This window comes from Actinomyces oris (assembly GCF_001929375.1).
Lineage (GTDB): Bacteria > Actinomycetota > Actinomycetes > Actinomycetales > Actinomycetaceae > Actinomyces > Actinomyces oris_B.
The window spans coordinates 95,484-113,113 of record NZ_MSGO01000005.1; the positions used below are offsets into that span (position 1 = coordinate 95,484).

Below are 17,630 nucleotides of genomic sequence, written 5' to 3' on the forward strand. Positions count from 1 at the left end.
CCGGCTCCCAGGATCTGCTCAGCTGGAGCGACGCGCGGCGGACAGGCTTCTGCGCGCCTCGAAGACACCGTCGATGCGCCGCAGGGCCGCCAGCGTGTGGTCCAGGTGCCCGGCCTCGGCCAGCTCGACGACGAACCGCCCGGTGACGACCCGGTCCCGGCTCGTGCCGATGCTGGCGCTGACGAGGTTGACGTGGCTGTCTGCCAGCGCCCTGGTGATGTCGGCGAGCAGGCCCCCGCGGTCCAGGGCCTCGACCTCCACCTGGACCAGGTAGGCGGACTGGGCGTGATCCGCCCAGGAGACGGTGATGAGGCGCTCGGGCTCGCGCTGGAGCTGATCGACGTTCTGGCAGTCGGCCCGGTGCACCGAGACACCCGAGCCCCTGGTGATGAAGCCGACGATGGGATCACCCGGCATGGGGGTGCAGCAGCGCGCCAGCTTGACGTAGACGTCGCCCTCATCCATGCCGGCGACGACGACTCCGGCATCGGCCGTTCGTGGGCGCCGGTGCGTCGTGGCCCGAGTGGGCAGGATCCCCTCCGCGAGGGTCTCCTCGGCGCCGTCCTCCCCACCCATGGTGGCCACCAGGGTGTCGACGACGTGCTGGGCGGACACGTGCCCCTCACCCACCGCGGCGTACAGGCCGTCGATGTCGACCTTGTCGAGGGTCTTGGCCACGTTCATGAGAGTCTCGTGACTCATGAGACGCTGAAGGGGAAGGTTCTGCTTGCGCAGGGTGCGGGCGATGGCGCCCTTGCCCTCCTCAATGGCTTCCTCGCGGCGCTCCTTGGAGAACCACGAACGTATCTTGTTGCGGGCCCGGGTGGAGGCCACGAAGGAGAGCCAGTCACGCGAGGGACCGGCGTTAATGGCCTTGGAGGTGAAGACCTCCACCGTGTCACCGTTCTCCAGTCGCGTGTCCAGGGGCACCAGTCGGCTGTTGACGCGCGCGCCCACGGTGCGGTGGCCGACCTCGGTGTGGACGGCGTAGGCGAAGTCCACCGGGGTGGCTCCCGCGGGCAGGGCCAGGACGTCGCCCCTGGGAGTGAAGACGTAGACCTGGTCCCCGGCCATCTCGTAGCGCAGGGCGTCGAGGAACTCGGTGGGGTCCTGGGTCTCCTTCTGCCAGTCGACGAGCTGGCGCAGCCAGCCCATGTCGCCCTGGTCGGAGTCTCCGGGCCTGCCTCCCAGGGCGCTGGGGCCCGAGGCGTTGGGGTCCTCCTTGTAACGCCAGTGCGCGGCCACGCCGTACTCGGCCATGCGGTGCATCTCGTGGGTGCGGATCTGGATCTCCACCGGTTTGCCCCCCGGTCCCACGACAGTCGTGTGCAGGGACTGGTAGAGGTTGAACTTGGGGACGGCGATGTAGTCCTTGAAGCGCCCGCTCATGGGGGTCCAGCGCGAGTGCAGGGAGCCGAGCACCGCGTAGCAGTCCTGGACGGTGTCGACGATGACCCGCACCGCCACCAGGTCGTAGATGTCGTCGAAGTCCTTGCCCCGCACGATCATCTTCTGGTAGATCGAGTAGTAGTGCTTGGGTCGCCCGGTCACGGCGCCCTTGATCTTGTTGACCCTCAGGTCCTCCTCGATCTGGAGGCGGACCTGGCGCAGGTACTCCTCACGAGCCGGGGCCCGCTCAGCCACCATGTGCTCGATCTCCTCGTACACGCCCGGGTAGAGGGCCTTGAAGGACCGGTCCTCCAGCTCCCACTTGATCGTGTTCATCCCCAGACGGTGGGCCAGGGGCGCATAGATCTCCAGGGTCTCCTTGGCCTTGCGGGCGGCGTTCTCCGCGGAGACGTACTTCCAGGTGCGGGCGTTGTGAAGCCGGTCGCCGAGCTTGATGACCAGAACCCTGATGTCCTTGGACATCGCGATGATCATCTTGCGCACCGTCTCGGCCTGGGCGGCCTCCCCGTACTGGAGCTTGTCGAGCTTGGTGACGCCGTCGACGAGCAGGCTGATCTCGTCGCCGAAGTCGGCACGTAGGCGCTCGAGGGTGTAGTCGGTGTCCTCCACGGTGTCGTGCAGGACGGCTGCCGCCAGGGTCTGGGCCGTCATCCCCAGCTCGGCCAGGATGGTCGCCACTGCCACCGGGTGGGTGATGTAGGGCTCCCCGGACTTGCGTCGCTGGCCGGCGTGAGCCTTCTCCGCCACCTCGTAGGCGCGCACGATGAGGCTCGTGTCGGCCTTGGGGTGGTTGGCGCGCACCGCGCGCAGCAGCGGCTCGATGGCCGCTGGTGTGGAGTGTCCCCGGGAGCCGAACCACGCCAGACGGCTGCGCACACGCGAGCCGGGGACAACACTGTCACCTGACGTGTCCGGGGTGTTCTTCGTCTCCGTCATTGACGCATCATATAGCGGTCAGCTCACGGAGGCGTGCCGGCGCGACACCACGCCCGAATCAGCCGTGGCTGTGGACGGGGCGAGGCGGAGGCGCCACTCGATTCTCGTCGTGCTAGAAGATGACGATCGAGTCGACCTCACGCCCCTGGAGCTGGCGGCGACCGCCGAGATCGGACAGCTCCAGAAGCATGCAGATGGCCTCCACCGAGGCGCCGGCCTGCTCAATGAGGGAGATGGACGCGGCGGCCGTCCCACCGGTGGCCAGAACATCGTCGATGACCAGGACGCGCGCGCCCTTGGTGACGGTCTCGGGCCTCAGCTCCATCCGGGCCGTGCCGTACTCGAGTGCGTAGTCCACGCCGATGACCGGGCCGGGCAGCTTGCCGCCCTTGCGCACCGTGATCATTCCGACCCCGAGCCTCACCGCCAAGGGCGCCGCCAGGATGAAACCGCGCGACTCAAGCCCCGCGATCGCATCGATCCGACCCTGGTAGTGATCGGCCAGCCCCTCGACGAGCTCGGCGAAGGCCCGTCCATCGGTCAGGAGCGGAGTGATGTCCCGGAAGAGGACCCCCGGCTCGGGGAAGTCGGGAATCTCGCGCAGGTGGCTCATGACCAGCCTGGTCAGAGACTCGGGCACCGACTCGGAATAGGCCACGGGAGCGGTCATCTGCGCTTCTTCTTCCTTTTTGGCTGAGCCGCCACGCCGAGGTGGTGGCCGGGAGTGACTGGTGAGGCGGCCGGAGCCGCATCAATCTTAGCCAGTTCCTCGGCGTCGTCACCGGCCTCCTCCCGACGGTGCTGGCGCGCCGCGGCGACCTTGGCGGCATGTTCCTTGATGCGCTTCTCGCGTGAGCGCAGGTCCACCAGGAGGGGGGTGGCCAGGAAGATCGAGGACAGGGTCCCGGCGATCATGCCGATGAACAGCGTCAGAGCGATGTCACGCAGCGTTCCCGCGCCCAGGATGAAGGCGCCGACGAACAGAAGCGAGGCCACCGGAAGCACACCGACCACGGAGGTGTTGATCGATCGGATGAAGGTCTGGTTGACCGCCAGGTTCGCGAGCTCGGCGTAGGTGGATCGGCTCTGGGACTCGAAACCCTCAGTGTTCTCCCGGATCTTGTCGAAGACCACCACCGTGTCGTAGAGGGAGTAACCCAGAATCGTCAGCACACCGATGATCGTGGCCGGGGTGACCTCGAATCCGGACAGGGCGTAGATGCCCACGGTGACGATAATGTCGTGGCACAGGGCGAGCAGGGCCGCAGCCGCCATCTTCCAGGTGCGGAAGTACGCCCAGATGAGCAGTCCGACGAAAATGAAGAACAGCACCAGTCCTCGAATCGCCTTCTTCGTGACGTCGGAGGACCAGGTCGGTCCCACAGTCGTCGCTGAGACGTTGGAGGCGTCGGTCTTGTAGGCGGTGGCGAGCTGACCGGCCAGCGAGTCGAGGCGCTGCTTGCTCAGCTGGTTGGTCTGCACCCGTACCGACGACGACCCCATGGTCGTCACCGAGGAGCTGGCCGCCAGATCGCTCTTGGAGAGGACCTCGTTGGCGGGACGCTCTGAGGGAGAGGACAGTCCCGTGACCGTGATCTCCGAACCGCCCTTGAAGTCGATGCCCGGGGTGAGTCCCACGGTGCCCAGGAGCGTGGCCGAGCCGAGGATGATGACGACGGCGATGAGGTACCAGATCCTCCGTTTGCCGACGAAGGCGATGGACGTCTTGGCCGAGTAGAGCTCGTTACCGAGCGTGGCGAGAGACTTCACTTCGTCTCACCGTCCTTTCCCTTGTCGGCCGCGACATCGACCGCGTCACCCTCCTGCTGCTCAGCCTCATCGTCGGCGGCCTCGCCGTCGGAGTCGTCGGCTGCACGCTCCGGGCTCTCGGCGTTCCTGCGGGCCTCGGCCTTGCGGCGCGCCAGTGACCCGGCCACACGGTCGGCGACGACCTCGCGCCCCTTGCCGTAGGTCGAGGAGGTCGCCCCGAGGTGCTCGGGGTCGAGGCCGGAGAGCCGGTGCCCCTCACCGAAGAAGCGGAAACGGATGATCCACTCCATCAACGGGTGGGTGAAGAAGATGATGATGGCCAGGTCCACGCACGTGGTCACCCCCAAGGTGAAGGCGAACCCCTGAACCCCGCCGACGGCCAGGAAGTACAGGACGATCGCGGCCACGAGGTTGACGGCGTCGGAGATGAGGATCGTGCGTCGGGCGTGCTTCCATCCCTCATCGATCGCGGTCCTCAGGGTCCGTCCCTGACGCACCTCGTCACGGATGCGCTCGAAGTAGATGATGAAGGAGTCAACCGTGATACCGATGGAGATGATGAGTCCGGCCACCCCCGCCAGGGACAGGCGGTAGCCCATGGTCGCGCTCAGTGCCGCGATGACCAGGTAGGTGCCGGCCGCTGCCACCACCAGGGAGGCCACGGCCACCACCGCCAGGCCACGGTACTGCCAGGCCAGGTAGAGGATGATGAGGGCGAAGCCGATGAGCCCGGCGATCAGGCCATTGCGCAGCTGCTCGGTCCCCAACGTGGCGGAGATCTGCTGCTCGGACTGGACCGTGAAGCTCAGCGGCAGTGAGCCGAAGGAGAGCTGGTTGGCCAGCGTGTTGGCCTGGTTCTGGGTGAAGCCACCAGTGATCTGGACCCGACCGTCGGTGATGGGCGAGTGAACGGTCTCGTTGAAGCCGGAGGCCATGATGGTCAGGCCGTCCAGGACGATGGCGAACTGGGCCTTGTCCCCGCTGTTCTGAGCCTGGGAGTTCTTCTGAGCGCCCTGCGCGCCGGCGGCGCGCGCCTGGTCGCGGTAGGCCAGCAGCCGCTTGGACAGCTCGGAGAACTTCTTGGTGCCCTCAGCGTTGAAGGCCAGCGAGACGACCCACTGGTTGGTGGCCTGACCTCGGGAGTCGGTCTCCAGCCCCGAGTTGGCGCTCTTGAGCTCGGTCCCGGTGATCTCGGCCGGGCCGAGGATGTAGGCGCCGTGGTGCTGGGAGCCGGCCTCCTTGGAGCAGGAGATGACGGCGACCTTGGGGTCCTGCGTCTGCCCCGTGAGATTCTTCGGGTCGGAGCAGTCGGTCATGTAGCCGTCGTAGAGGAGCTTCTCGGTGATCCAGGAGTCCGATGAGTTCGTCTTGTCCTGAGCGGGGAGCGGGTCGGAGGAGATGACGCCGTCCTGGTTGACATCCGCCAGCTGCTTGGCGATCGCCTCGGGAGTCCTGGGCTGTGCCGTGGACTGGGCCGTGGGCTGCGCGGTGGGCGACGGGGTCGCGGTCGGCTGCTCGTCCTCGCCTGAGCCCTCCTCAGTGCCCTCCGAGTCCGCTGCCGGCTGAGTCGCCTCGCTGCTGGCGCTCGGGCTGGGCTGAGCCGTCGGCGTCGGGGTCGCCGCACCGGAGGGGTTCTGGCTGGCGATGTTCTTAGCGGCCTGCTGGGCGCTGCCCGGCAGGACACGCAGGACCGGGCGGAAGTACATGACGGCCGAGGTGCGCACCAGCTCCAGAGTGGCCTGGCTGGGCTTTCCGGGCAGCGAGACCACGATGTTCTGACCACCCTGGCGGGAGATCTGCGCCTCGGAGACACCGGAGGCGTCCACGCGCTGGCGGATCACCTCGATGGCCTGCTCGACATCACTGTCACTGATCGCCGAGCCGTCGGAAGTGGTGGGCGTCAGAATGAGCTGGGTACCGCCCTCGAGGTCGAGGGCGAGCCCGGGAGTGAGCGAGGCCTTGTGCCTCATGCTTCCCGCCACGAGAGCGCCGAAACCGATGACGAGGACGAGGATGAACATCAGGAGGCGGCGCCCTGGGCGCTTTCGCTGCTTACTGGACACGTGGTCCCTTCCTGGGGTGGAGTGTGCTCGAGCGCATGGCCCGAAGGCTGAGGTGAGTGTGGGTTGGGATGCTTGGCGGGCACGACCATGAGACGCACCGAATCCAGTGGACTCGGCCAGGCGGGCGGCCAAGCGCAGGCGAGGCCTGCAGGGCGCCACTGGGCGCATTCACACCGGCGTCATGGGAGTACGTCAGCGCGCTATCAGGACTGCGGCTCGGCCGCGTCCTGCGCGGATTCACGGATGTCGTCGTCGGTCTGCTCGACGTCGGCGCCGGACTCCTCGTGGGCGGAGGCGGAGCCGAAGGGCGGCTCCTCGATGGCGGCGATCGCCCGCTTGCTCCACAGGGTCTCGTCGCCCAGCGGCGTGGCCAGGGTGACCACGTCACCGTCGACCTCGACGACCGTCCCGTAGAAGCCGCCGATGGTGCGGACCCAGTTGCCGGGGACCAGGCCCTTCTCAGTACGGCGCTTCTGCTCCTCCTGCATCGCGCGCTGCCTGCGGCTGACGAACCACATCATCAGGAGCATCCCGATGAGCATGATCCAGATGAAATACGACGACATGGAGGCCTCTCCGTTTCGACTAGGCAGTCTCGGCTGATGCAGACCTACGACTGTCACAGGCCGGCGGTGGCGAGTCTATGGCACGTGGGCCAGAGCCTTACCCACCGTTGGCGAGTGGTCGGGCACAACTGGGTACCAACCGATTACAAAATGGTCACATTACCCGGTTGTCGCTCAGGAGAACAATGATCCGTCGGCCGGGGGCTCAAGTCCCAGATGGCTGTAGGCCGCCGGCGTGGCCGCCCGCCCCCGTGGGGTGCGCACTACCAGCCCCTCGCGCACCAGGTAGGGCTCGGCCACGGTCTCCACCGTCTCGGGCTCCTCCCCCACACTGACCGCCAGCGTCGTCAGCCCCACCGGGCCACCGCCGAACCGGGTGCACAGAGCCTCGAGCACCTGGCGGTCCAGACGATCCAGCCCCAGCGCGTCGACCTCGAAGACATCCAGGGCACCACGGGCCGCCGTGAGGTCCAGCCGGCCGGGCCGCCCGTGCACTTCCGCCCAGTCCTGGACACGGCGCAGCAGCCGGTTTGCGATACGAGGTGTGCCGCGGGAGCGTGAGGCCAGCTCCTCGGCGGCGTCCGCCTCCAGGCTCACGCCCAGCAGGCCTGCACTGCGCGTGAGGATCCGGGTGAGCTCGCCCGGCCCGTAGTAGTCGAGGTGCCCAGTGAAGCCGAAGCGGTCACGCAGCGGCGCGGGCAAAAGACCCGCCCTCGTGGTGGCTCCGACGACGGTGAAGGGGGGCAGGGACAGGGGGATGGAGGTGGCGCCGGGCCCCTTTCCCACGACGATGTCAACGCGGAAGTCCTCCATCGCCAGGTAGAGCATCTCCTCGGCGGTCCGTGCCAGGCGGTGGATCTCGTCGATGAACAGCACGTCGCCCTCCTCCAGGGAGGACAGGATGGCCGCGAGGTCTCCGGCGTGCTGGATGGCCGGCCCCGAGGTCAGGCGCAGAGAGCCGTCCACCTCGGCTGCGATGATCATGGCCAGGGTGGTCTTGCCCAGTCCGGGCGGCCCCGACAACAAGACGTGGTCAGCCGTCACCCCGCGGGCCAGGGCCGAACGCAGCACCACCGAGAGCTGGCCTCGCACCACCTCCTGCCCGGTGAAGTCCTCCAGGCGCTTGGGTCGCAGGGCCGCCTCTGCGGCACGCTCGGTGGCATCGGCGCCGCCGCCGACCAGGCGCTGCCCGTCGAGCTCATCGGGCTCAGCCACGGTGCCCGCCCCCCAGCCATCTCAGGGAGGCCCGCAGCAGTGCCGCCATGTCCGGTTCCCGGTCGGCCTCAGCGGCATCAGCCGTCACGGCGGTGACGGCCTGGCGCGCGCTGGCCTCGTTCCAGCCGAGCTGCACCAGGGCGGCGACGACGTCGGCGTGGGGCTCGGGACCGTCGCTGGTCAACGTCTCCGCCCCTCCGGCGGTCTGCGCAGCCGTTTGCGCGACCCCGAGATCGTCCTCGGTCACAGGGCCCAGCTTATCGGCCACGTCCAGGATGACGCGCTGAGCCCCCTTGGGGCCGAGGCCGGGTACCCGTGTGAGGGCGGCGACGTCCTGGGAGGCGATGGCCCGCCTGAGCGCGTTGGGCGTGTGGACGGCCAGCATCGCCAGCGCCAGCTTGGCTCCAACCCCCTTGGCACTCATCAGGGTGCGGAAGCTGTCCCTCTCATCGGTGTCGGCGAAGCCGAACAGCGTCAGCGAGTCCTCACGGACAACCATCTCGGTGTGGACGAGGGTCTCCTCACCGACCCTGAGGCCGGACAGGGTGGTGGGCGTGGCCTGGATGCTCATGCCGACGCCACCGGTCTCGATGACGGCGCCGGTGAGGCCGACACTGAGGACAGTGCCGCGCAGGGAGGCGATCATGGGCGACTTCTCCTGGGTGTTCTCAGCGGGTCGAGTGGTTTCAGGCCGACTCGACGGACGCCGACAGGGCTCGAACAGACGTTCGGATCCTAGCAGCCCGGGGTCTGCAGGGTCCTCAGCGCCGCACCCGGCGCGGGTCGACGGCGCCGGTGCGCCGGGCCGCGGCCTGGGCGGCGGCCCACTGGCGCTGTGCCGGCGTGCGGGCCGAGACACGCACCGCTCCCCCGGCGGAGACCATCTCGGTGGCATCGTCCGTTCCCGTTCCGCCCCCGCGCCAGCCGTGGCAGATCGCCTGGGCCAGGGCGTCGGCGGCGTCGGCCGGCCGGGGCGGGGAGCTCAGACCGAGAATGCGGGTGACCATGGCCTGGACCTGGGACTTGTCCGCTGTTCCCGACCCGGTGACGGCGGCTTTGGCCTCACTAGGGGTGTGCTGGGCGACCTCCAGGCCCGCGCGCGCCGCCGTGGCCATCGCGGTGCCCATGACCTGCGCGACCCCGATGACGGAGCGCAGGTTGTCCTGCGCGAAGACCCGCTCGATGGAGACCACCGATGGGCCCAGGCGGGCGATCCAGTCCTCGATGGCCTCGGTGATGGTCAGCAGCCTCAGCTCGGGGCTCTGAGACGACGGCGTGCGAACCACGCCGACCTCCACCAGACGGACCTGACGGCGAGGGTCGACGTCCACGCATCCCAGACCGCAGCGGGTCAGCCCGGGATCGATTCCCAGGACCCGCTGCTGGGTGACGACGGCGCGGGCCGAACGCGGCCGGGAACCGGCGACGTCCAGAGGGCTCAGTCCTCGTCGCCTGCGAACTCGGCGGCCACCTCCGGGCTGAGGTCCACCGAGGTGTAGACGTTCTGGACATCGTCGGAGTCCTCCAGGGCGTCGATGAGGCGGAAGACCTTCCGGGCTCCTTCGACGTCGACCTCCACCTTGGTGCCGGCGACGAACTGGACCTCGGCGGAGTCGTAGTCCATCCCCGCCGCCGTCAGAGCGGTACGCACGGCGACGATGTCACCGGGCTCGGAGTAGATCTCGAAGGACTCGCCCATGTCCTCGACCTCCTCGGCGCCGGCCTCCAGGACGGCCATGAGGATGGAGTCCTCGTCCACGCCGTCGGCCTTGGCGACCTCGACGACGCCCTTGCGGGTGAAGTTGTAGGCCACCGAGCCCGGGTCGGCCAGGTTCCCGCCGTTGCGGGAGAAGGCCACGCGCACGTCGGAGGCGGCCCGGTTGCGGTTGTCGGTGAGGCACTCGACGAGGAAGGCGACCCCGCCGGGGCCGTAGCCCTCGTACATGATGGTCTGCCAGTCGGCGCCACCGGCCTCCTCGCCGCTGCCGCGCTTGACGGCGCGGGTGATGTTGTCCGCCGGCACGGAGTTCTTCTTGGCCTTCTGGATGGCGTCGAACAGGGTGGGGTTACCGGTGGGGTCACCGCCGCCGGTGCGGGCGGCGACCTCGATGTTCTTGATGAGACGTGCGAAGAGCTTGCCGCGCTTGGCGTCGATGGCGGCCTTCTTGTGCTTGGTGGTGGCCCACTTGGAGTGACCCGACATAAGTGCTCCTTGGGAGTCGATGATGAGGGCGCGGCCGAACGTACTCAGGCCCGGCGCGTCACCATGGAGACGAAGACGTCGTGGACCCGGTGGTCGCCTCCGACCTCCGGGTGGAAGGACGTGGCGAGCAGGGCCCCTTGACGAACCGCGACGATCCTACCGCCGTCGGCCCCACCGACCCCAGCCGCTCGTCCTGCGCGGGTCGTGGCGAGGATCTCGACGCCCGAGCCCACCTCCTCCACCCAGGGGGCACGGATGAAGACGGCGCGCAGCGGTCGGTCCCGCCCCGCGCCCAGCGCCGGGGCGATGAGGTCCTCCTCGTAGGAGTCCACCTGACGGCCGAAGGCGTTGCGGCGCGCAGTCATGTTGATGCCGCCCAGGAAGACCTGACCCTCCTGCGCTCCCTCGACGCGGTCTGCCAGCATGATCATCCCGGCGCACGAGCCGTAGGCGGGCAGGCCCGCGCCGATGAGCTCACGCAGGGGCTCGAGCATGTCGAAGGCGACCAGCAGCGTGCTCATGGTGGTCGACTCCCCGCCAGGGATCACCAGGCCGTCGAGCCGGTCGCCGGGAGCGTCACCCAGATCGGCGGCGCGGCGCACGACGACGGGACGCGCTCCGGCCGCCTCGAGGGCCAAGGAGTGCTCACGCACGTCGCCCTGGAGGGCCAGAACCCCGATCGTGGGACGGGAGTCGGGTGCCACGAGCGCGGGGAAGAGCGCCCGGGGGTGGCGGGCATCCATCGTGTGGGCCGGGTGGCGGGAGTGACTCGGGTCAGTCATCGGGCTCCTTCAGGTGCTGGGGTCTCAGTGACGGGCCGGGTTGTTCGCGAGCTCGGCCAGGACCTCGTGGTCCACCGGATCGGTCAGGTCGAGGCGCCGGCCGTTCCAGCCGGAGGCGAGCTCCTCCACGATCTCGGGCAGGCGCACCGGGTAGATCTCCTGGCCCCGCTGCTGGGCGGACTGCAGCTGCTCGACGTTCCACCACGAGATGGAGTCGACGACGTCACGCTCCAGGCAGGTCCAGCCGTCCTTCCTGATCGGGCGCCGGGTCGGCAGGTGCAGGAGGAAGAAGATCTCGTCCTGGCGGCACGTGACGGAGGCGAAGCGGAAGATCGCCTCCCGGTGGGCAATGGGCCCCTCCAGGTCCGCGGGGGCGACCTCGATCCCGGACTCCTCAACCAGCTCACGCACGGCCCCGGCACGGGGGTCCTCGCCGCTGCGCAGCCCTCCTCCCGGGGTGAAGACCCAGCTGTGAGCCGGGTCCGCGGCGTCGTGCCCCACCAGCAGCAGCACCTCGCCGTCCCGGGTCACGGCCAGAACCCGGGCGGCCGTCCTGAAGGGCAGACCGTCCTCCCCCAGGCTCCACTCGGTGGCGTCGAGGTGCTGGTCCCAGTCCTCGGGGACCAGCACCGGGTGGCGCCCGTCGGCCAGGGGGCCGGTCACCAGCCGCGTTCCGCCAGGCGGTGGGGCTCGGGGATCTCGTCGACATTGATCCCCACCATCGCCTCACCCAGTCCGCGCGAGACCTCGGCGATGACGTCGGGGTCGTCGAACTGCGCAGTGGCGCGCACGATGGCGGCGGCCCGTTTGGCGGGGTCACCGGACTTGAAGATGCCCGAGCCCACGAACACGCCCTCGGCTCCCATCTGCATCATCATGGCGGCGTCGGCCGGAGTGGCGATGCCGCCGGCGGTGAACAGCACGACCGGCAGGTGACCGGTGCGGGCGACCTCGGCGACGAGCTCGTAGGGGGCGGCGAGCTCCTTGGCGGCCACGTAGAGCTCGTCCTCGGGCAGCGAGGTCAGGCGACGAATCTCATCGCGGATCGTGCGCATGTGGGTCACTGCGTTGGAGACGTCCCCGGTTCCGGCCTCACCCTTGGAGCGGATCATGGCCGCACCCTCGGTGATACGGCGCAGCGCCTCACCCAGGTTGGTGGCTCCGCACACGAAGGGAACGGTGAAGGACTGCTTGTCGATGTGGTGGGCGTAGTCGGCCGGGGTGAGGACCTCGGACTCATCGATGTAGTCCACGCCGAGGCTCTGGAGGACCTGGGCCTCCACGAAGTGTCCGATACGGGCCTTGGCCATGACCGGGATGGAGACCGCCTCGATGATGCCGGTGATGAGGTCGGGGTCGCTCATGCGGGCGACGCCGCCCTGGGCTCGAATGTCGGCGGGGACGCGCTCGAGCGCCATGACGGCGACGGCTCCCGCGTCCTGGGCGATACGGGCCTGCTCGGGCGTGACGACGTCCATGATGACACCGCCCTTGAGCATGTCGGCCATGCCGCGCTTAACGGTGAGGGTGCCGGTGCTGGGGGTGGTCTGCTCTGTGCTCAATCGTGGTCCTCTGCCGTGAGCCGTGGCCTCCGCACAGGGGCGGCAGCAACGTCTCTATGAAAATGCTGATGCCCCGCATGCTACCCCGTGCCTCCAGAACAGTGCCCGGTGCGCACGCTGCGAGACCCCAGCCGGGGAAAGACATCCGGCTCCTGCCGTCGTCTACCCGGCTCCCAGGAAGGTTCGGCGCGCCGAGCTGATCCGACTGAGCAGCTCGGTCTCCTTGACGGACAGCTCACCCTGATCAAGGCTGTCCACCGCCTGCTGGCGCAGCTGGGCGAGCTCCGCAGCACCTTTCTGGAACGTGTTCATGGCCGCTATGGCCTGTGGCCCCCTGATGACGGCCCACCGCCTTGCCGCCCGGCGCCCTGCACCGGTGGTGAGCATCTGGACCTCGGCCGGGGAGAACCAGCCGGCGTGGGCGTAATCCTCTATCCCGCGGCGCATCGAGCGACGCTCGCTCCAACGCAGCCACGAGACCAATCCGATGCACAGAGCGTAGAAGGGGAACTGAAGCAGCAGATACACCCCGAAGTTCGCAGCAACGAACCCGTTCCAGGTCGCGTGAAGAAGAATCGCTCCGACCAGGCCCACCAGAGCCATCCAGGCCCATGCGTACTGAGACCGCCGGCGGGAGGAGACGCCGATGGCGACCCCTGTGCAGGCGGTGAACGTCAGGTGAGCGAACGGGGACAGGACCCCTCGCATGACGAAAATGGCCCCCACATGCTCCCACCCCTGAACGAAGTAGAGAATGTTCTCAACGAAGGCGAAGCCTGCGGCAGTGAATGCCGCATACACGACCCCGTCAATCGTCCCATTGATCGTCCGACGCCAGATGAGGAAGACGAACAGGACGCCCAGCCCCTTGGTCAGCTCCTCAACCAGAGGCGCTGAGATCACTGCGGCCGTACTTGGATCCCCCATGGCATCCGTGATGACCTGCGCCACCCAGACGTTGACCACCAAGGAGCACAGGGTGGACACGCTCGTCCCCCACAGGAACGCCACCGCGAGAGTGACGGTCGTGAACAGACCGGGTGGCTTGGGTTCCCAGCGAAGGTACCAGAACACTCCCGCTAGCAGCATCGTGGCCACAAGCACCCCGCTCAACGGGATGAGAGCCAGCAGAGATGACGGGAGCACGACCGGCCCGAAATCGTCACGAAGCCCTGAGAAGAAGTGCAGGGTGTACAGGGAAAAGAGAACGATCGCGATCAGCATGACAATCGCCCCGACCCTCGCCGGAATGCCAGGCGGGACGAGGGCGGCCACCTGCCTCGACTGCTGCCGGCCGCCCTCAGGACCCGAGCTCCGCGAAGGAACCGCTCCCTGACTGTCACGATGAACCTGATAACGCTGCCCTGCTCCGGCAAGGGGACCGGGGTCGGCTGAGGGCTGCGGTAGGGCGCTGGAGCGCCGGTATCCGGGGCGGGGGGCCCAGGGACTGGGGGGCATGCTCATTGATTCACCTCGGTTGCACCTCGGCGTCGCGCTCCGGCTGCGCCTCGGGGGTGGTGTCGTCGTCGGCATCGAAGGTCTGGGGCATGGGCGCGTGCCCGGCCAGGTGGAACATCCGGACGAGTAGCCGCGCCCTGAGCGCCTGGGCCTCACTGACATGGGTGTTGTGGAACCTGCGGGCCAGGACCAGGCGGGAGCATGCCCGGTCCAGGCGGTTGAGCGCGGGCACGCTCAACGGGTCTGCGGACAGCTCGTGGCGCGCGGGCTCGGACACCACCGTCCGCAGGACCCGGCTGAGGTCGGACTCGATGAGGGCCCGGCTGCGGGTGGTCGACGCCGGGAGCGCTGCGCCGGAGGAAGCAGCATGAGGGGCGGGGGTGCTCTCGAGAGGCGTGGAGGTGTCCAGACCGTCGTCGACAAGAGGTCCCTCGGCATCCAGTGCCTCGCGCGCGGCCCGGCTGAGCAGCAGTCCGGAGGCCGGATCCAGGGCGGGGACGGTGGCCAGCTCCGCTGCGGCCTCAGCCCGGTGCACGAGCTGGGCCTCGAGCGTGGCCCGGGCTCCCAGCACCTGCCGGTGCAGCCGGTCCACCCGCACCGCCCTGGCGTAGAGGGCCCACCCGGTGGCCACGGCCAGCCCGACCAGCAGCACGACGACGCTCCATATCGGCGCCGTCATCGCACCGGGGGCCGAGGAGGAAAGCACTGGTAGAGCCGTGGTCGCACCGGCGGGGATATCAACGACCTGCGTCATGGCCGTCGTCATGGTTGCTGCCATGGTCGGTTCCTCATCACTCCTGAGATCAGCTGCTAGTCGTCCAGGGCATCGCGCAGCCGGCCCAGCATGGTGCGGGAACCGGGGGCGGGCTCCACCCGGGTGTGGGCGGTGGACAGAGCCATGTCGTAGACGTCGAGGACCTCGTCGGTGACCGCGGACCAGTCGTAGCGGCCGACCACCTGACAGGCCGCCTGGACGCGGGCCTGGGCGGCCGTGGCGTCCTGCAGGGTGTCGATGATGACTCGGGCCAGGTCGCCGCCGTCCTCGTTGTGGAACAGCGCCCCGTAGCGGCCCTCGCCGAGCACGTCGGAGAAGGCTTTGAGGTCGGAGGCGATGACCCGGGTACCGGCAGCCATGGCCTCCACCAGGACGATGCCGAAGGACTCCCCTCCGGTCTGCGGGGCCACGTAGCAGCTGGCCGACGCCAGCATGGCGGCCTTGTCCTCGTCACTGACGCCCCCCAGGAAGACCACGGAGTCACCGAAGCGGGCCAGCTCCTCACGGATCTCCTGGGCCTGCCCTCGCCCTGCGATGAGGAAGCGCGCCCCCGGCACCGACGCCAGCACCGCCGGAATGGCGTCAGCCAGGACTCGCAGTCCCTTGCGGGGCTCGTCCAGGCGCCCCAGGAAGGAGATGGTGGGGGCCTCATCCGTGCCCCGGAACCGGGGGTCGTCCTTGGGCGCGTCGGCGAAGGGCTTCACGTTGACGCCGTTGGGAATGACGACGGCGTCGCCGCCGTGGTACTGGATGAGGGTGCGGCGGGCCTCCTCGGAGACGGCGATGCGGGCCGAGAGCTTCTCCATGAGCGGCACCGTCGCCGGGCTCAGCAGCTCGCGGGCCAGCGAGCGGTCCATGGCGGCGTGGAAGGTGCCCACAACCGGCCCGGTGGCGGCCTGGAGGGCCAGCATCCCGACACTGGGGGTGATGGGCTCGTGGATGTGAAGGATGTCGAAGTCCCCGGCCTCCAACCAGCGTCTGGCGCGCCTGGCCACGAGGGCGCCGAAGTTCAGCCTCGCCACCGAGCCGTTGTAGGGAATGGCGATGGAGTCACCGGCGCTGGTGACCCAGTCCGGCAGGTCGGTGTCCTGGGAGGCCGGCGCGAGGACCTGGACCTCGTGGCCGCGGTGGAAGAGCTCACCGGCCAGGTCCATGACGTGAACCTGGACCCCTCCGTGGGCGTCGAAGGAGTAGGGGCAGACGATACCGATCCTCATGCGTCCTCCTCGTGGGCGACCTGCCGGTCGCGGGCGTGACTGCGAGCCAGGCGCTCCTGATCCAGGTCGGCGTCGAAGACGGGCTGGAGCATGTGCCAGTCCTCGGCGTGCTCGGCGATCAGGGGCTCCAGCTCGGCGACCCAGGCGCGAGTGTGCGCCACCACCTGCTCGCGTCCCTCCAGATGCTGGGGCACCGGAACCCTGCGGGCGGTCAGCACGAGCCCCCAGGGCGATCCGGCTTGACGGCGTCGCTGACCGCTCAGCGGCTCGTAGTGGATCGAGGCGGCGTACAGAGGGCGTCCAAGGCGCTGGGCGATCGCCGCGGGACCGGCCGCCACCCGTGCCGTAGCAGCGCCCAGCGGCGCCGTGATACCGGCCGAGGACAGGTCCCGATCGGCCAGGAGCGCGACGACGTAGTGCCCCTGGCTCGCCGCTTGCAGGAGACGGTCGAAGACCTTCTCCCCGTGGGCCTGGCCGATGATGCGCATGCCCAGTGACTGGCGGAAGGAGACGAACTGCTCGAAGAGGTCCTTAGGCTCCAGGCGCTCGGCGACGGTCAGGACGGTGGCGAGCTCACGGCAGGCCCAGGCTCCGATGAGGTCCCAGTTGCCCATGTGCGGCAGAGCCATGACGACGCTGCCGGCGCGCACGTCCTCATGGAGCTGGGGATCGACGTCGGTGCGCACACGCGCGAGGACCTGCTCCGGCGTGATTCCGGGCAGGGCGAAGGCCTCGTAGAAGTAGCGCATGTAGGAGCGCATTCCTGCTCGTGTGGCCCGGCGCAGAGCACGTGGCGGCGTCCCCGAGGGGAGGACACGCGACAGGTTGCGCTCGAGCTGTCCCACCCCGGTGGCGGAGCGTCGGAGGCGGTGCCAGGCCCACAGCGCGTCGGCGACGGTGTGCGCCAGGCCGTAGCCCACCGGTGCGGGCAGGTGGCGGGTACCGCGCCAGGCCAGGCGGTAGGCGTCGGAGACGGCGGGCAGGCGCATCCTCATGCCGGATCACCCGCCTGGTGGACCTGCTGGGAGACGGTGCGCACACGCTGGATCACGGTGATGAAGGAGGCGATCGCCACGTAGAGCAGACCGATGGTGAGCACCCACTGGGGCGCCCCGAGCCCCACGATGAAGGTGGCGCCGAGCGCGACCAGGAGCCGGTCGGTGCGCTCGGCGATCCCCACGGAGGCGGTGGCGCCGATGGACTCGGCCCGTGCCCGGGCGTAAGGAACCGTGGCCGCCATGACGATGGCGACCAGGGCCGCTGCGACAGTCACGGTGCGCAGCACGCCGGTGGGCATGGACAGGGCCGCCCAGGCCGCCAAGGAGCCCAGGACGGCGCCGTCGGCGAGGCGGTCCATGGTGGAGTCCAGGAAGGCTCCGAAGACCGAGCTCTTCCCGGTGGCTCGGGCCAGTATGCCGTCGAAGGAGTCGGCCACCAGCACCACGAGCAGGACGAGGGGCCCGGCCACGAAGTGACCCTGCGGCAGCAGAGTGACCGCTGCTGTCACGGACAGGGCCGTTCCGGTGACAGTGAGCATGTTGGGGGTCACCCCGAGCCGCCCGAGCACGAGGGCGGGACGGGTGAACAGGGCCTTGGTCAGGCCGCGGCCGTGGTTGCCGAGCATGAGGTCCTTAGGTCTGGGATGGGGCAGTCGGAGAGACGGGCAGTGATGG

Annotated in this window: 17 protein-coding genes; all 17 read right to left on the reverse strand. The window is 69.0% G+C overall.

All coding sequences use genetic code 11. From position 1 onward, the window contains the following. Positions 1-18: 18 nt before the first annotated feature. Positions 19-2,346 carry a RelA/SpoT family protein gene (locus BKH32_RS00980; RefSeq protein ID WP_075248216.1) on the reverse strand — a complete coding sequence of 776 codons (2,328 nt, stop codon included), beginning with the start codon at positions 2,344-2,346 and terminating at the stop codon, positions 19-21. 112 nt (positions 2,347-2,458) lie between these two features. Beyond that, on the reverse strand, positions 2,459-3,016 hold the full coding sequence (locus tag BKH32_RS00985) for an adenine phosphoribosyltransferase (RefSeq protein WP_075248217.1): 558 nt from the start codon (positions 3,014-3,016) through the stop codon (positions 2,459-2,461). After that, on the reverse strand, positions 3,013-4,116 hold the full coding sequence (gene secF, locus BKH32_RS00990) for a protein translocase subunit SecF (RefSeq protein WP_075248218.1): 1,104 nt from the start codon (positions 4,114-4,116) through the stop codon (positions 3,013-3,015). Before secF ends, BKH32_RS00985 begins: the two co-directional genes overlap by 4 nt. Then, positions 4,113-6,179: a protein translocase subunit SecD gene (secD, locus tag BKH32_RS00995; RefSeq protein WP_075248219.1), complete on the reverse strand. Its 2,067-nt coding sequence runs from the start codon at positions 6,177-6,179 to the stop codon at positions 4,113-4,115. Before secD ends, secF begins: the two co-directional genes overlap by 4 nt. A 203-nt stretch (positions 6,180-6,382) precedes the next feature. After that, positions 6,383-6,745 carry a preprotein translocase subunit YajC gene (yajC, locus tag BKH32_RS01000; protein WP_075248220.1) on the reverse strand — a complete coding sequence of 121 codons (363 nt, stop codon included), beginning with the start codon at positions 6,743-6,745 and terminating at the stop codon, positions 6,383-6,385. Between the two features lie 174 nt (positions 6,746-6,919). Beyond that, complete coding sequence (gene ruvB / locus BKH32_RS01005; RefSeq protein ID WP_075248221.1) at positions 6,920-7,960, reverse strand: Holliday junction branch migration DNA helicase RuvB; 1,041 nt, start codon at positions 7,958-7,960, stop codon at positions 6,920-6,922. Then, positions 7,953-8,606 carry a Holliday junction branch migration protein RuvA gene (gene ruvA / locus BKH32_RS01010; protein WP_075248222.1) on the reverse strand — a complete coding sequence of 218 codons (654 nt, stop codon included), beginning with the start codon at positions 8,604-8,606 and terminating at the stop codon, positions 7,953-7,955. Before ruvA ends, ruvB begins: the two co-directional genes overlap by 8 nt. Before the next feature lie 115 nt (positions 8,607-8,721). Beyond that, the gene (gene ruvC / locus BKH32_RS01015; protein ID WP_256690349.1) at positions 8,722-9,327 is read right to left on the reverse strand and encodes a crossover junction endodeoxyribonuclease RuvC; all 606 of its coding nucleotides are present in this window, start codon (positions 9,325-9,327) and stop codon (positions 8,722-8,724) included. A 71-nt stretch (positions 9,328-9,398) separates the two neighbouring features. Continuing rightward, positions 9,399-10,163, reverse strand: coding sequence for a YebC/PmpR family DNA-binding transcriptional regulator (locus BKH32_RS01020; RefSeq protein WP_075248224.1), 765 nt, complete (start codon positions 10,161-10,163; stop codon positions 9,399-9,401). A 44-nt stretch (positions 10,164-10,207) separates the two neighbouring features. Next, positions 10,208-10,906 (reverse strand): pyridoxal 5'-phosphate synthase glutaminase subunit PdxT, encoded by a 699-nt coding sequence (pdxT, locus tag BKH32_RS01025; protein WP_218638453.1) that lies wholly within the window; start codon positions 10,904-10,906, stop codon positions 10,208-10,210. Between the two features lie 63 nt (positions 10,907-10,969). Continuing rightward, positions 10,970-11,608 (reverse strand): NUDIX hydrolase, encoded by a 639-nt coding sequence (locus BKH32_RS01030; protein WP_075248226.1) that lies wholly within the window; start codon positions 11,606-11,608, stop codon positions 10,970-10,972. Further along, positions 11,605-12,507 (reverse strand): pyridoxal 5'-phosphate synthase lyase subunit PdxS, encoded by a 903-nt coding sequence (gene pdxS / locus BKH32_RS01035; RefSeq protein ID WP_004564804.1) that lies wholly within the window; start codon positions 12,505-12,507, stop codon positions 11,605-11,607. The genes BKH32_RS01030 and pdxS overlap by 4 nt, the downstream gene beginning before the upstream one ends. A gap of 162 nt (positions 12,508-12,669) precedes the next feature. Continuing rightward, entirely contained in the window at positions 12,670-13,731 is a 1,062-nt protein-coding gene (locus BKH32_RS01040) for a PrsW family intramembrane metalloprotease (protein WP_256690273.1), read from the reverse strand. A 244-nt stretch (positions 13,732-13,975) separates the two neighbouring features. After that, positions 13,976-14,743, reverse strand: a complete 768-nt coding sequence (locus BKH32_RS01045; protein WP_081376643.1) for a hypothetical protein — start codon at positions 14,741-14,743, stop codon at positions 13,976-13,978. Between the two features lie 32 nt (positions 14,744-14,775). After that, complete coding sequence (locus BKH32_RS01050) at positions 14,776-15,957, reverse strand: glycosyltransferase family 4 protein (protein WP_075248228.1); 1,182 nt, start codon at positions 15,955-15,957, stop codon at positions 14,776-14,778. After that, positions 15,954-16,952, reverse strand: a complete 999-nt coding sequence (locus BKH32_RS01055; RefSeq protein ID WP_075248229.1) for a phosphatidylinositol mannoside acyltransferase — start codon at positions 16,950-16,952, stop codon at positions 15,954-15,956. The genes BKH32_RS01050 and BKH32_RS01055 overlap by 4 nt, the downstream gene beginning before the upstream one ends. Beyond that, positions 16,949-17,581, reverse strand: a complete 633-nt coding sequence (pgsA, locus tag BKH32_RS01060) for a phosphatidylinositol phosphate synthase (RefSeq protein WP_075248230.1) — start codon at positions 17,579-17,581, stop codon at positions 16,949-16,951. The genes BKH32_RS01055 and pgsA overlap by 4 nt, the downstream gene beginning before the upstream one ends. Positions 17,582-17,630 lie beyond the last annotated feature (49 nt).